A 12894-nucleotide genomic window follows, 5' to 3' on the forward strand; every position below is an offset into this window, starting at 1 on the left:
AGGAGCTCACGGAAAAAAAGGCATCTGTTTTAATGGTCCGGGTATACACTAGTACTGACGCCATGTCGCTTTTTGTAGTCGGAACTTCCTCCCATGTAGGCAAGAGTGTGACCGCCGCTGCCATCTGCCGCTGCCTTGTGCGCAGGGGGATTACGGTAGCCCCATTCAAGTCCCAGAACATGAGCCTGAACTCATATGTCACGCCGGATGGGGGCGAGATCGGGATGGCGCAGGCCATGCAGGCATTTGCCTCAAAAGTCCTGCCCCACACGGACATGAACCCGGTACTCCTCAAGCCCAAGGGAGATTCTACCTCCCAGATCGTTCTCAACGGCAGGCCCTGGAAGGATGTCCCGATTGGCAATTATTATCAGGAAACCCCGATGCTGCTGGAGAAGGCCCTTGAATCCTACCGGCGCCTCGAGTCCGCCTATGGGCAGGTCGTGGTTGAAGGAGCCGGAGGAGCGGCCGAGCTCAACCTCTATGACCGGGACATAGCCAACACCCTGCTTGCAAAGCGCCTGAAGATCCCGCTCATCCTTGTTGCCGACATCGAACGGGGCGGGGTCTTTGCCCAGGTCTGGGGCACGATCTCCCTCCTGCCGGCCGATGTTCGCCCGCTCGTTAAGGGTATCATCATCAACAAGTTCCGGGGGGACCCGGCAATCTTCACCCCCGGTATTAAACAGATCGAAGACCTCTGCGGGGTCCCGGTGCTGGGCGTTGTGCCTTATTTCTCTCTCCCGCTCCCGAGCGAGGATTCGCTCTCGCTCGGGGACAAGAAACCCGGTGATTCAAAGGTACGGATAGCAGTCATCCGGCTTCCCCGGATCTCAAATTTCACTGATTTCGAACTTCTCGAACAGCATGCCTCGGTCGAGTATGTCCAGCCATCTGAATCCCTTGAGGGGTACGACTGCGTGATCCTTCCGGGCACCAAGAACACGATCGAGGATTTGCAGGCACTCAAGGAGTCCGGCATGGCCCGTAAACTGCAGATGGCCCGGCAGCAGAACGTACCGATCATCGGCATATGCGGGGGGTACCAGATGCTTGGCACCACCATTTTCGATGCTGGGTTCGAATCGGTCAAAGGAACGTATGAAGGTCTTGGTCTGCTCGATTGCATCACGCACTTTGTTTCCTATGACAAGAAGACAACCCAGGTGACCCGGACCGCCTGCGATATACCCCCGATCCTTTCATCAGTCGGAGAGGTTTCCGGGTACGAAATCCACATGGGAACAACAACCCCGAAAACAAGCCGCGAAGCCCTGCAGGGCGATGGCCTTGCCAGCGATGACGGCCTTGTCTTTGGAACCTACCTGCACGGGCTCTTCCTGAATCCTTCAGCGGCAAACGCGCTGCTCTCGTATCTCCATGCCAGAAAAGGACTTCCCTTCACTCCGATTGCCGCTGCTGCGGACCCGTACGATCTGCTGGCTGAGATCTTTGAAAAGCACGTGGATATGGATGCTGTCGAAGCGCTCGTAACGGGCGCATGAATCCGGCACCGGAAAAAGGGGTGTGTACCGGAGGAGACGCGTCGTCATCTGCCCGGCCGGGTTTTCGGATTACCGTGAGCCGAAGTCCTCATAGCAGGTGGATTTGACCAGTTCCGTGCCGGCAAACCCAAGTACCCGGGCAATCCGGGCAAGCTCGTCCGGGGATGCCGGCCGGACCTGATCATCCGTGCCCGGGCGGTCCAGGGTATTGAGCTGGACGCGATCGGGATGGATGACGCGGATTGCATCCCGCAGCCCGGCCAGCTCCCGGTCCGTCGTGTTGAGGCCCGGAATAATGAAGACCTCCTGCCAGATCTCGCCCCGGTACTCCTGCCGGAAGCGGATGAGCCCGTCAAGAACGAGAGCAGGATCAGTCCCCGTTATGGGCCGGTGCATGGCCTGGAAGGTCTCGCTGATTGCGGTCGAGAACGTAGGCAGCACGACATCGGCCGGCAGCAGCTCCGTCCTGACCGCGGGATCGGTGAGGAGACTGCCATTCGTGAGGATCGCGATACGGTATGCAGGGAACCGGTCTTTGAGGAAACGGACGATCCTGCCGATTCCCCGGGAGAGCGTGGGTTCGCCGGAACCTGCGAATGTGATGAAATCAAGGGCCGGGGATGTGGAGAGGAAATGCGAGAGTTCAGACAGGACATCCTCCGTCGGGATGAACTCCTGCCGCACTTTTGTTGCATGGGTTGTTTTGCCGCACTCGCAGTACACGCAGTCGTAGTTACAGGTTTTCAGGGGGATGAGATCAACCCCGAGCGATCGTCCAAGCCGGCGTGAACTTACCGGGCCAAAGAGATAGCGGTAACGCATGGAGTACGGTTGGTTGACCTGCCGTAACGATAAAACCACCGTGAAAAACAGAGGTGCTGCCGGTGTTCAGCCCGCGATCAGCTGATGATATTCGTTATGCTGTGGAATCCCCCGCGCTGGCGGTCAGCACATTTCACAGCCTCAACTTTGGTGAGATCCACCTTCTCGGTGATCCGGCATTTCGTGCAGTAGGCAAGCGACGGGGATTTCACAAACCTTCCCCCAACTAAAAACTCCCTGCAGTGCACGCAGAAACTGCAGTTCTCAACGGGCTCTTTCTTGGCATCGAGACACTGGACCCGACCCTTTACTGCCGGAATGATCCGGTACTCTTCCTCTGGCATGACAACGATTCTCCTGATGTACAACTCTGTCCCGCAGGAGATAAAAACACCGGAGAACCGTAAAAATCATTACCATTAAAAAGCATCCAGCCCGATATCTGTGGTATGAAGGTGTGTATTATGTGCGGGGGTGAAGGCACCCGCCTCCGCCCACTCACATTTGAACGGCCAAAGCCCTGCATCCCTATTGTCAACCGCCCGTCAATCCAGCACCTCGTCTCACACCTCACCAACATGGGGTTCCGCGAAGTGGTCCTGACCCTCGGCTACATGGGAAAGGCCATTGAGGAAGCGCTCGGAGATGGTTCACTGTTCGGCGCCGAGATCACCTATGTTCACGAGAGCACGAAACTCGGCACTGCCGGCAGCGTGAAGAATGCCCAGAAATACCTCGACGACCAGGATTTCCTGATCGTTGGCGGGGACCATGTCACCGATCTCAATGTCCTTGAATTTTTCCGGGCTCACCAGAAAGAGAAAGCCATGGTCAGCATCGGCCTGATCTCCATCGACGACCCGGGAGAATACGGTATCGCCGAGATCGATGTCGGGTACGAGATTCGGCGGTTCAAGGAGAAACCCGCACCCGGGGAAATCTTCTCGAACCTTGCAAGCACCGGGATGTATGTCTGCAGCCCGGAAATTTTCAATCATATTCCCGCAGATACCAAGTACGATTTTGCCCGTGACCTCTTCCCCAAGCTGATGAACGACGGGCATGCTCTCAAGGGCTGGCTTGCCCGGGGGAACTGGACTGACGTGGGAAGCCCGCATTCGCTCAGGCAGGCCGAGCGGTGGAAGCTTCAGGAGATAGAGTTCACGGATATCATCGGTGATCTCTCGATGCACGGGGCCCAGGTCCATGGCCCGGTCCAGCTCGGCGGATCGATCACGCTCGGGAAGAATACCAAGGTCATCGGCCCGGTTGCAATCGGTTCCGGCACAACCATTGGCGACAATGTCCTCATCGGCCCCTATACGACCATTGGCGAGAAGTGCATCTTAAGAAACAACGTGAAAGTCTTTTCATCCTCTCTTTACAACCGGGTGGTCATCGGGGCCAACAGTACCGTCTCGGGAAGTATCATGGACAATGATACGCACATCGGCGAGCACTGCAGTATCGAGAACGACACGGTGATAGGTCCCCGGGTAGTTCTGCGGGACCACGTTGTGGTCCACTCCAAGACCCGACTATGGCCTGAAGTCGTGGTCACGGACGGAACGATTGTAAAAGAGCATGTGCTCAATGAAAAATTCGATGTGCGGTGCGAGGGATCATAACCCCCGGCACCTCCACTGATTCCCTGATAAAATCAGCCTCTTTTTACGAGCCGGTGAGTGATTGCAACCAGCGGATGGCGGGCATAATCGAGAACCTGAATATCGTCGAGCGTTTTTAAGTTCATCGCGTGTGCTGTCCGCTCCATCCCGAGTTCGATATCTTCCTTGATCTCGATGATATAAGCGTCGAGAGCCGTAATTCCCATCCGCTTTGCCGCAACCGCCCGGTGATGGCCGTCGACAAGGATGATCCGCTTGGGCCGCCTCACCACAATGATCGGTTCTGCAAGGCCCTTCTTGATCTCGTAGATCCGACCTTCAAGTTCATCCTCGTAGATCTTGGACTGGGTGGGGAGAAGGTCCTTGACCGGCACCGTTCCCCGGTCGAGAGTGGGATCAACCCCATAGAGTTTTTTGAGGGTTGTGATGAAATTGAAGACCTTTTCCGGGGAGACATGCTCGATCTGCGACCGTATCACGTCAGAATTGGAGATGATTCCAAGCAGGTGGTTCTTCTCGTCAACAACCGGGAGTTTCTGGATGCCGGAACGGAAGATCACCCGGGCTGCATCGTTGATATCCATATCGGGATCAGCAACGATCAGGTTGTCGGACATAACCTGGCCTACGGGGGTTGTTGCCTGGACGAACAACAGGTCCCGGGCAGAAACATACCCGACAACCACTGAACCGTTCACCACCGGGAACCCGTCGTGGTGGGTCTTTTGGATCTTCTCGATGACGTCCTTTGCGGTACCATTGAGATCTACGCTGACGACATCATAGGTCATATAATCCTTGACCTTCTTTTTATCCATCAGTAGAGATAGTGGTGCCTGACAATAAAAGGGATCGGTCAGAAAAAAATGGCAGTTTGAGAGGGCAGGCAGGCCCGATTCTGTCTCGATACAGGTTCGGGCCGGCACGGTCGTCTTCCGGAGATGAACTTCGAGCTCCCCATTCCTGAACAAGGCTTTGGAGTTCTCTTCGGCAACGTCAGTGGGCAGTGCTATTATCCGGCACATGGACCCTGACATTCGTTCCCGGACATCGTATCCTTTGGCCATCTCTTCCTTTTCATCAAGTCTCTCGCAGGAGATCTCCAGCGCCCGGGGGTTGACAAGCTGAAGCGAGACATTCTCCGTCGTAATACACGGGAGAACCGCACCAGCGGTCACTTCGTCCTCGTGTTCCCGCACATCGACCCGGAACTTGCCGCTGAGTGCAGGAAGCGGTAGCCAACACCCCCGGACGGGAGGAGCCGGTGACCGGATGACGTGGCCCGGAACAGGTTATCGATCTCTGCCCGCACCACTTCCATCTCGCGCCACACAGACTCAAAGGGATAGCATCTCCCTACCATGACGTTTCCCGCCTTTTTCGGATGTGCCCGCGCTGTTACGGTGTAAGTTAACCAAAAGTTATGGCCAGTAGTTAATAAATATTGCCCGGATTCCGGATTAAAGCGGAATAGTTTATGACACCGGGGTTCCGATGTAGTAGGGAGGCACAGAAAGCATGGGTGAAAAGAAGCGAAAAGAAGCCACAGGAAAAAAATGGAATAAAATTATCGCCATAGTTGTCGGGGTACTGTTTGTTGTACTCATGGTAGTATCGTCGATGGGATCCAGTTGGATCAACAGCCTCGCAGTTACCAAAACCGGGGATGCAGTCACGCTTGATTACACGCTTTATGATGCGTCCGGAAGTCCGATCATCACTACCAACCAGCAGGTGTTCGAGAAAGCAATTGCCCAAGGCAGCGGCATGATCTACTCCAAACAGCTCTCCATCACGGCAAACCAGTCATATACCGATTCGGTGTATCCGGTCCAGGTATTTACGGTCGCGAATGGCTGGAACAACCAGTTTGCATTCTTCCCAAAGGAGTATGAAGCGGTCAGCGCCGGCGTTGTCGGCATGAAAACCAACGACAAAAAGACCATCAGTTTACCGGTCGAAGCTTCCATGACCCAGCTCTGGACACCGGATCAGCTCAGCCGCAATAATGTCAACCTGAGCAAGATCAGGGTCGGGGATATGCTGGCAATGGGCGTCTCAGACAATCGCGAGGAACTCAGCAACACTACCTCACCCAACTTCCGGGTTGCAGAGATCACCGGAAAGAGCGAGGCTGGTGCCACCGTTGATTTCGGTTGCCCGAAGATCGACATCACCGTTGCAGCAATCAATGCCCGGACCTGATCCGGATCAACCAATCCTTTTTTAACGTCACTCTGCCCATTCAGATTCATGGCACTGAAGGTACTCTGTTTTTACCAGCCGGGCTGCATGGGGTGCATGGAACAGGCTCCCATCAACGCGGAAGTAGGAAAAGCCCTGAATCTTAAAATAGAGGAGATCGACGCCGTGAAAAATCCGCAGTATATCAAAGAATACCAGCTGACAGCCACCCCGACCATCCTTGTCATCAAAGACGGGATGGTAATGGAGCGGTTCGAAGGCGTTGTCCATTCTGAACAGCTGGAAAGCGTGCTGAAAAAATATCTATAACCGGACACCGTAGATCCGCTTTATGCGGTGGCCCACGGTCTTCCAGCCCTCTTTTCGCATCAGAGGACCGTCCCGGAGTTTGAGATGGGAGATCTTGAAGCGTTTTCCCGAAGCAACGTACATATCTCCGACAACAAACGGCGATTCCCCGTCGCATTCCATGTACACGGGAATGGTCTTCCTGCCATCGTGAATCGAGATCTTGACCACGACCTGCTCGATGGTCCTGGTCCAGAGTGCGGTGATATCCGAGGCTTTTGCCCGCTCGGGGCGCTTGTCCCCGCATTCAATGGAGGTGACCTCGACCCCGAATGCATCGTCCCCGCATTCGGCCACAAGGTGATCGGTGATAGTGCATTCATCTTCAGCAGCGAGTTCGATCCCGCAGACCCGTGAGGTTCCTTCGCGGGATACTATCGTCTTGATCATGAGAACCCGCGGTTCGCGTTCCTTTGGAACATGCTGGTGGTGACCGCAGGTGGTGCACCGGACGAGAAGATCGCGGGATTCGGCAACTACTTCGTGTTCGGTCTCATCGTTGCACTCAGGGCAGGCAAGGGTGATAAACATTGAATATGAATGGAAACCCTCACATGATAAAGCATGGAGGCGACCGAGATCATCCGGTGCCGGGGACACCCGCTTGTCCTTGGCACACACCCGACAACGTTTGAAGTGACCTGCGAGGATCACCTTACCGCCAGTGGCAACTGCATCATTGGCATTGGTGCCGACAGGGGATGTGCCGGGCTCTCCCCGGAATTCAAAAGCATGCTCGCGCATGATGACACGATCCTCAAAACCCGGCTCGAATGCAACGGGGTTTTAGCCGAGATCAGATCGTTTGGCTCATCGCAGATGACGCTGGATCATCCCACGGATATGGTCTGGAGGAAGAGCACATTCGTCTGCGGGCGCACGATTGGCATTCAGTCGGATGCCGTGGCGCTGACCCTGCCACGGGATCTGGTGAGAAACCTGGTACTCGGAAACGAGATGACCGTTACCCTGGCCGCTATGCGTCCCGGCTGAGGGTCGTGATTTTAAGTTCAGCCTCGGCGAGCAGGGTCTCGCACTGTTTTACCAGCACTGCGCCCTGCTCGTAGAGTTTCATGCTCTCATCCAGGCTCGTGTTCCCGTCTTCGATCTTTCCGATAATGATTCTCAGCTGCTCGATCTTTGTTTCATACGTTTCTGTCATGATCCACACGCTCCACAATTGCCTGGCTGCTCCCGTCATAAAACCGGAGTTTCAGCCGGTCATCCTTTGACAGCGCCCCGGTACTTTTTACGAGTTTTCCATCCTTTTCTGCAACGCAGTAGCCCCGGGCAAGGACCGCAAGCGGGCTCCTCCCGACAAGAGCGGCCTTCATCTCCGCAAGGAGGAGGCGTTCCCGCTCGATCCGGGTTGAACAGGCCCGCTCCAGCCGTTCCGCGAGATCCGCGGTATTCTGCGTCCGTTCCGCGATAGTCCGCACGAACCGCTCCGGGCGGAGCCGGTCACGGAACGCCATAACCTCTTCCCGGGCCCGGGCCAGGCGCCCCAGGAGGGCAGTCCCAAGCCGGGCTTTCTGCTCCTGCAAACCGAGGAGAAGGGCATTCCGGTCCGGGACAACCAGCTCGGCCGCCGCAGAGGGTGTCGGTGCCCGGACATCCGCAGCAAGATCGGCCAGCGTGACATCGACTTCGTGGCCGATGGCGCTCACGACCGGCACCGGGCTGGCTGCAATTGCCCGGACAACCGCCGGGTTGTTGAACGGGAACAGGTCCTCGAAACTCCCGCCGCCCCGGGCAACGATAACCACATCGACAAGCCCGGCAACTCGCCGGATGGCCAGGGCGATCTCGGTATGGGCCGTTTCACCCTGCACGGCTGTCGGGGAGATGATGATCTCAACCGGGTACCGCCGTTCCAGGACATTCCTGATGTCGTGGATGACCGCCCCGGTCTCGGAAGTGACAACCCCCACCCGGTTGGGGAACCTGGGGAGGTCCCGCTTGCGATCCAGAGAAAAGAGTCCCTCGGCCGCAAGTTCCTTCTTCCACTTCTCAACGAGCAGGTACTTCTCGCCAAGCCCCGCCTTCTCCATGCCTTTGACCTGCAGCTGGTATGCCCCGTGCGGGGCGTACAGGGTTACCGACCCGGACACAACCACTTCCATGCCCTCCTCCGGGTCGAACGGGAGCCGGTCGGCATCCGAGCGCCACATCACGCACTTGATGACCGCCGCCGTGCTGCCGCCGCCTTTCTCCGACAGGGAAAAGTAGCGGTGTCCCCTTCCGTGGTGTTTGTAGTTGGTGATCTCGCCCCGGACCCGGATATCCTGCAGCCGGGGATCGTCCAGGAGACCGGATATGAGAGCCGAGAGCTCGGAGACCAGCAGGGGTCCGGCTTTCTTTCCCGACAGATCCTCCGGGGTATTGAACCAGTCCATCAACAATTATTAGGTGAAAACCGCATATCAAGTAGTACTACCATGGTCTCCTACTCCGTTGCAAGCATGTTTTTCCACGAGTACACGGTCCCGGAGATCTTCACGTTCATCTCCCGATCCGGTCTGGATGCAATGGAGTTCTGGCTCGAGACCCCGCACTTCTGGCTCCGCGACCTCCCGACACAGGAGGTGCTGGCCTGCCGGGCTGAACACCCGGAGATCTCTCCCTTAACAGTCCATGCCCCGATCCTGGACCTCAACCCCTGTTCCATCAACCCGGAAGTGGCCGAAGTCTCGCTCGGCTATGCGGTCCGGTCCATTGCAATCGCCGAAGAGCTGGGTGCCCGGGTGCTCACGCTCCACCCGGGACGGAGGACCGCCAAGCGGCCACCCGGTAACGCGGACTTTGCCCGGTTCGATCGCTACATGGAAACGGTCAGGAACACCGCCCTCCGGAACTCCCTTAAGATCAGCATGGAGAATATGGAACCTGCGGTCAATTCCCTCCTCTGCACACCCGGGCGGATGCGGGAGCTTCTCGATGACGAGCCCTGGCTGTTTTTTACCCTCGATGTTTCCCATGCCCTTGCAAAGTCCCCGGATGAGCCGCTTACGTATATCGAGCTCTGTCATGACCGGCTGGCAAATGTTCACATCAGCCGGGTTGAAGGAAAGACCCTGCACCTGCCGCTTGACCGGAGCCCGGTCATGGCCTCCGTCATGGGGGCGCTCAGGGATTGCAGGTATAACGGCAGCCTGACCCTCGAGATCGAGGACCTGAACTTCGGCCACCCACTCACATCCGATGAGAAAATTGCGGTGCTTGCCCGGGACTGCAGATTCATGCACGAATCCATGGAATGAACGCTGGGTTTATTAAATCCGTTCCCGAATATACTGGTACACTTTCAGTCGAAGATATTGCGTGCACCCGCACGTTGTGAAATACAATGATACAGAACGCTCTTGAAATCTTTCTTTTTATACTCTGTGTCCTCCTCTCGGCTTTTTTCTCAAGCTCAGAAGTTGCCCTCATGTCGATGACCCGGGCAAAAGTGAGGACACTCGATAACGAGAACCGGGTGGGATCGCATGCCCTCCTTGCTCTTAAGGAACACCCTGAACACTTCCTCATCACGATCCTCATAGGCAACACGATTGTCAACATTGCTGCAGCTGCGATAGCAACGGCGATAGCAATCCAGATGTTCGGGGATATCGGGGTCGGGATCGCAACCGGTGTTGTGACGATCATCCTCCTGGTCTTTGGCGAGATCGGACCAAAGATCTATGCAACCCGGGCTCCTGACACCTTTGCCCTTACGATTGCTCCTGTCGTCCTGTTCCTGTCAAAAATATGTTCACCGATCATCTGGCTGGTCGAGCGGGTCAGCCCGACGCTGGGTATCGGGAAGGATACAGCCGAGCCGACCGTAACCGAGGAGGAGATCAAGGAATGGATCGATGTGGGGAAGGAAGAGGGGACCATCGAGCAGGGCGAGCAGGACATGCTCTACTCGGTACTCGAATTCGGGGACACAACCGCCCGCGAGATCATGACCCCCCGGGTGGATGTCATTGTCATGGAGGATTCGATCACATTCGAAGAGGCCATCCGCACCTTCAACGAGACCGGGTTCTCCCGCATCCCGGTATACCACGACCAGATCGACAACATCACCGGTATCATCAATGTCAAGGATGTATTCTCGGCAATGGTCTCCCACCGGAAAGATTCCACCGTCAAGGAGGTCATGTACGACCCCACGTTCGTTCCCGATACCAAGAAGATCGACGACCTGTTAAAGGAACTCCAGGTCCACCGGGTCCAGATGGCGATTGTTGTAGACGAGTACAGCAGTTTTGTCGGGATTGTCACGGTCGAGGATATCCTTGAGGAACTTGTCGGGGATATTCTCGACGAGTACGACAAGGATGAGCCCGAGGTTCAGGAGCTTGCACCGGGGGTCATTGTCGTGGACGCCAAGATGTGGGTCGAGGATGTCAATGAACGTCGGGGTCTTTCCCTTCCCACGGACGATTCCTACGAGACCGTGGGCGGGCTTGTCATCGACCGGCTCGGGCACCTACCCCTTCACCCGGGCGAGAAAGTGGAGATCGATGACGGTAAGATAACGCTCGTTGTCCTCCAGATGCACGGCCGCCGGATCGTTAAGGTCAAGATAGTTATTCGTCCCATGACCAGTGCCGGGGATGGGTCATCAGGCGGGAATAAGTAGGACGGCAGGTATGAAATTGAGTGCAGAGGGATTTGTATGAAAAAACGGATTGCGGTACTTGCATCGGGACGGGGTTCGAATTTCCAGGCCATGATTGATGCAATCCAGGCTTGCCAGATCCCGGCTGACTGCGTAGCCCTGATCACCGACAACCCGAAAGCGTACGCTATTGAGCGGGCAGAGAAGGCAGGGATCCCCCGCATTGTCATCGATTATACCTCGTTTCCGTCACGTGAAGTCTACGAACGTGCCCTCCTTTCTGCCATGCAGGAAGTCAACGCGGATCTCTTTGTCCTGGCGGGCTACATGCGGATTCTCGGTACGTCAATTGTCCGGGCGTTTCCAGGCAAAATGGTGAACATCCACCCGGCGCTCCTGCCCAGTTTCACCGGGCTTCATGCCCAGCGGCAGGCCGTGGAGTATGGCGTTAAAATCGCCGGCTGCACGGTCCACTTCGTTGACGAGAGCCTTGACGGGGGTCCGATCATCCTCCAGGGAATTGTCCCGGTGCTGGATGATGACGACGAGGATTCACTGGCCAATCGCATTCTCGTACAGGAGCACATCTGTTTCCCGGAAGCGGTCCGGCTCTTCTGTGAAGACCGGCTTACGATTGTGGGGCGGAAAGTCATCATCCGCTAAAAACAGATCGGTACGTCCGAACAGCATTTCCCCGCAAGTACAGAGTACCGGGCGACAGGCGCTTTTTATATCCATGACACTGATAGTATGCACACAAAGATCCCGGTGATAGTAGCATGAAGGTGCGATCCAAGAATCCGGCCGGCAAACGGATTGCCCGGGAACGTATCGGGGTGCTCTTCGAGCAGGCCCGGCTGGCATACGCCGTGCACCCGGAACGGAGCAACCGTTACGTAGAACTCGCACGGAAGATTGCCATGCGGCAGCGGATCCGGATCGACCGGGAACTCCGCCGCCAGTACTGCCATCACTGCTATGCCTACCTTGTACCGGGACGAAACATGCGGGTGCGGGTGCACCGGGGCAACGTTGTTGTCACCTGCAGAACCTGCAAAAGAACAACACGATACCGTGTGGTGAGACCAGATGCAAAAACCAACTGATAATTCAATGCAGGACCTCAAGCCGACGGTCTGGATTGGCAAGCAGGGCTGCTCCGAGACCATGATCGAAGAGATCGTAGCCCAACTCAAGACACGCAAGATGATCAAGGTGAAGTGGCTCCAGAACACGGAAGTGGATCCGGATGCAGTGGCTGAAGCTGCAAAAGCCACACTGGTCGAAGTCCGGGGCCGGACCATGGTACTTGCCGAGAAGAAGAGAAACGCACCAAAGAAGTGATCCAACGGATCATTCCGGATCCGGCACCATCTCCGGTTTCACTATCCAGGAAACGACCAAGTTTGCAGGACCCGTACATTCACTTGTCCGGAACAATGCAGAAACCCACATCCCCGTTCCCTTTTTGAGTATCCGTCGAAGGTTCTACCCTTGGAAACGTATAAGAACCCTCTTCACATATATGTAAAGACTGTTATTTCATTATCAACAGTGAGGTATTAGATGACAACAGTATATGACGTCCCCGCGGACCATATCATCAGACGGACCGCCGAGGAGCTCAAGAAGCGGAAGGAGATCGTTCCCCCCGCATGGGCTGCCTTTGCAAAGACCGGGGTACACAAAGAGATGCCCCCCGAAGACCCCGACTGGTGGTTTACCCGGGCAGCAGCAGTTTTGAGACGCGTCTATGTCGACGGCCCCCTGG

Annotated in this window: 18 protein-coding genes and 1 pseudogene; 11 read left to right on the forward strand and 8 right to left on the reverse strand. The window is 56.2% G+C overall.

Going from position 1 to position 12894, the window contains the following annotated elements:
* Positions 1-62 precede the first annotated feature (62 nt).
* Complete coding sequence (locus WC598_RS10065) at positions 63-1505, forward strand: cobyric acid synthase (RefSeq protein WP_372961365.1); 1443 nt, start codon at positions 63-65, stop codon at positions 1503-1505.
* Between the two features lie 69 nt (positions 1506-1574).
* On the opposite strand, the gene WC598_RS10070 is transcribed toward WC598_RS10065, so the two are convergent.
* Together WC598_RS10070 and WC598_RS10075 are read right to left on the reverse strand one after the other, a co-directional pair.
* Positions 1575-2327, reverse strand: coding sequence for a radical SAM protein (locus WC598_RS10070; RefSeq protein ID WP_372961366.1), 753 nt, complete (start codon positions 2325-2327; stop codon positions 1575-1577).
* 77 nt (positions 2328-2404) lie between these two features.
* Positions 2405-2671 (reverse strand): hypothetical protein, encoded by a 267-nt coding sequence (locus WC598_RS10075; protein WP_372961367.1) that lies wholly within the window; start codon positions 2669-2671, stop codon positions 2405-2407.
* A 105-nt stretch (positions 2672-2776) separates the two neighbouring features.
* Here WC598_RS10075 and WC598_RS10080 point away from each other — a divergent pair, with 105 nt between their 5' ends.
* Positions 2777-3955, forward strand: coding sequence for a sugar phosphate nucleotidyltransferase (locus WC598_RS10080; protein WP_372961368.1), 1179 nt, complete (start codon positions 2777-2779; stop codon positions 3953-3955).
* A 32-nt stretch (positions 3956-3987) separates the two neighbouring features.
* On the opposite strand, the gene WC598_RS10085 is transcribed toward WC598_RS10080, so the two are convergent.
* The 3 genes and pseudogenes from WC598_RS10085 to WC598_RS10095 form a co-directional block, all read right to left on the reverse strand.
* Positions 3988-4773: a CBS domain-containing ParB/RepB/Spo0J family partition protein gene (locus tag WC598_RS10085; RefSeq protein ID WP_372961384.1), complete on the reverse strand. Its 786-nt coding sequence runs from the start codon at positions 4771-4773 to the stop codon at positions 3988-3990.
* 162 nt (positions 4774-4935) lie between these two features.
* Positions 4936-5154: pseudogene (locus tag WC598_RS10090) on the reverse strand (Hsp20/alpha crystallin family protein); the annotation flags it as partial.
* Entirely contained in the window at positions 5130-5318 is a 189-nt protein-coding gene (locus WC598_RS10095; protein ID WP_372961369.1) for a hypothetical protein, read from the reverse strand. The gene WC598_RS10095 and the pseudogene WC598_RS10090, both read right to left, overlap by 25 nt.
* Before the next feature lie 155 nt (positions 5319-5473).
* Here WC598_RS10095 and WC598_RS10100 point away from each other — a divergent pair, with 155 nt between their 5' ends.
* Positions 5474-6160, forward strand: coding sequence for a hypothetical protein (locus tag WC598_RS10100; RefSeq protein ID WP_372961370.1), 687 nt, complete (start codon positions 5474-5476; stop codon positions 6158-6160).
* Between the two features lie 48 nt (positions 6161-6208).
* Positions 6209-6469, forward strand: coding sequence for a thioredoxin family protein (locus WC598_RS10105; RefSeq protein ID WP_372961371.1), 261 nt, complete (start codon positions 6209-6211; stop codon positions 6467-6469).
* Here the strand turns inward: WC598_RS10105 and WC598_RS10110 are convergent.
* Positions 6464-7039 (reverse strand): HVO_0476 family zinc finger protein, encoded by a 576-nt coding sequence (locus WC598_RS10110; RefSeq protein WP_372961372.1) that lies wholly within the window; start codon positions 7037-7039, stop codon positions 6464-6466. The genes WC598_RS10105 and WC598_RS10110 overlap by 6 nt on opposite strands.
* 33 nt (positions 7040-7072) lie before the next feature.
* Between WC598_RS10110 and WC598_RS10115 the strand changes: the two genes are divergently transcribed.
* Positions 7073-7501, forward strand: a complete 429-nt coding sequence (locus WC598_RS10115) for a DUF371 domain-containing protein (RefSeq protein WP_372961373.1) — start codon at positions 7073-7075, stop codon at positions 7499-7501.
* Here WC598_RS10115 and xseB read toward each other — a convergent pair.
* The gene (gene xseB / locus WC598_RS10120) at positions 7485-7670 is read right to left on the reverse strand and encodes an exodeoxyribonuclease VII small subunit (RefSeq protein WP_372961374.1); all 186 of its coding nucleotides are present in this window, start codon (positions 7668-7670) and stop codon (positions 7485-7487) included. The two genes, WC598_RS10115 and xseB, sit on opposite strands and share 17 nt — an antisense overlap.
* On the reverse strand, positions 7654-8904 hold the full coding sequence (gene xseA, locus WC598_RS10125) for an exodeoxyribonuclease VII large subunit (RefSeq protein ID WP_372961375.1): 1251 nt from the start codon (positions 8902-8904) through the stop codon (positions 7654-7656). Before xseA ends, xseB begins: the two co-directional genes overlap by 17 nt.
* Positions 8905-8946: 42 nt before the next feature.
* On the opposite strand from xseA, the gene WC598_RS10130 reads away from it, so the two are divergent.
* From WC598_RS10130 to WC598_RS10155, 6 genes are all read left to right on the forward strand, one after another.
* Positions 8947-9768: a sugar phosphate isomerase/epimerase family protein gene (locus tag WC598_RS10130; protein ID WP_372961376.1), complete on the forward strand. Its 822-nt coding sequence runs from the start codon at positions 8947-8949 to the stop codon at positions 9766-9768.
* A gap of 86 nt (positions 9769-9854) precedes the next feature.
* On the forward strand, positions 9855-11144 hold the full coding sequence (locus WC598_RS10135) for a hemolysin family protein (protein ID WP_372961377.1): 1290 nt from the start codon (positions 9855-9857) through the stop codon (positions 11142-11144).
* A gap of 36 nt (positions 11145-11180) precedes the next feature.
* A complete protein-coding gene (gene purN / locus WC598_RS10140; RefSeq protein WP_372961378.1) occupies positions 11181-11786 on the forward strand; it encodes a phosphoribosylglycinamide formyltransferase in 606 nt (201 codons plus the stop codon).
* A gap of 116 nt (positions 11787-11902) precedes the next feature.
* A complete protein-coding gene (locus tag WC598_RS10145) occupies positions 11903-12229 on the forward strand; it encodes a ribonuclease P protein component 4 (protein WP_372961379.1) in 327 nt (108 codons plus the stop codon).
* Entirely contained in the window at positions 12213-12467 is a 255-nt protein-coding gene (locus WC598_RS10150; protein ID WP_372961380.1) for a YhbY family RNA-binding protein, read from the forward strand. Before WC598_RS10145 ends, WC598_RS10150 begins: the two co-directional genes overlap by 17 nt.
* 222 nt (positions 12468-12689) lie before the next feature.
* Positions 12690-12894 (forward strand): 40S ribosomal protein S19 (locus WC598_RS10155; RefSeq protein WP_372961381.1); only part of this gene is annotated, 205 nt, incomplete at its 3' end.

Origin of the sequence: Methanoregula sp. (assembly GCF_041645475.1) — an archaeon.
Classification (GTDB): Archaea; Halobacteriota; Methanomicrobia; order Methanomicrobiales; family Methanospirillaceae; genus Methanoregula.

Bases quoted from the DNA above. Each gene is read 5' to 3' on its own strand.
- purN (WP_372961378.1), top strand. From the start codon at position 11,181: ATGAAAAAACGGATTGCGGTACTTGCATCGGGACGGGGTTCGAATTTC.
- WC598_RS10065 (WP_372961365.1), top strand. From the start codon at position 63: ATGTCGCTTTTTGTAGTCGGAACTTCCTCCCATGTAGGCAAGAGTGTG.
- WC598_RS10085 (WP_372961384.1), bottom strand. From the start codon at position 4,773: ATGGATAAAAAGAAGGTCAAGGATTATATGACCTATGATGTCGTCAGC.
- WC598_RS10110 (WP_372961372.1), bottom strand. From the start codon at position 7,039: ATGTTTATCACCCTTGCCTGCCCTGAGTGCAACGATGAGACCGAACAC.
- WC598_RS10115 (WP_372961373.1), top strand. From the start codon at position 7,073: ATGGAGGCGACCGAGATCATCCGGTGCCGGGGACACCCGCTTGTCCTT.
- WC598_RS10135 (WP_372961377.1), top strand. From the start codon at position 9,855: ATGATACAGAACGCTCTTGAAATCTTTCTTTTTATACTCTGTGTCCTC.
- WC598_RS10075 (WP_372961367.1), bottom strand. From the start codon at position 2,671: ATGCCAGAGGAAGAGTACCGGATCATTCCGGCAGTAAAGGGTCGGGTC.
- WC598_RS10130 (WP_372961376.1), top strand. From the start codon at position 8,947: ATGGTCTCCTACTCCGTTGCAAGCATGTTTTTCCACGAGTACACGGTC.
- WC598_RS10105 (WP_372961371.1), top strand. From the start codon at position 6,209: ATGGCACTGAAGGTACTCTGTTTTTACCAGCCGGGCTGCATGGGGTGC.
- WC598_RS10100 (WP_372961370.1), top strand. From the start codon at position 5,474: ATGGGTGAAAAGAAGCGAAAAGAAGCCACAGGAAAAAAATGGAATAAA.
- WC598_RS10080 (WP_372961368.1), top strand. From the start codon at position 2,777: ATGAAGGTGTGTATTATGTGCGGGGGTGAAGGCACCCGCCTCCGCCCA.
- xseA (WP_372961375.1), bottom strand. From the start codon at position 8,904: ATGGACTGGTTCAATACCCCGGAGGATCTGTCGGGAAAGAAAGCCGGA.
- xseB (WP_372961374.1), bottom strand. From the start codon at position 7,670: ATGACAGAAACGTATGAAACAAAGATCGAGCAGCTGAGAATCATTATC.
- WC598_RS10150 (WP_372961380.1), top strand. From the start codon at position 12,213: ATGCAAAAACCAACTGATAATTCAATGCAGGACCTCAAGCCGACGGTC.
- WC598_RS10070 (WP_372961366.1), bottom strand. From the start codon at position 2,327: ATGCGTTACCGCTATCTCTTTGGCCCGGTAAGTTCACGCCGGCTTGGA.
- WC598_RS10145 (WP_372961379.1), top strand. From the start codon at position 11,903: ATGAAGGTGCGATCCAAGAATCCGGCCGGCAAACGGATTGCCCGGGAA.
- WC598_RS10095 (WP_372961369.1), bottom strand. From the start codon at position 5,318: ATGGTAGGGAGATGCTATCCCTTTGAGTCTGTGTGGCGCGAGATGGAA.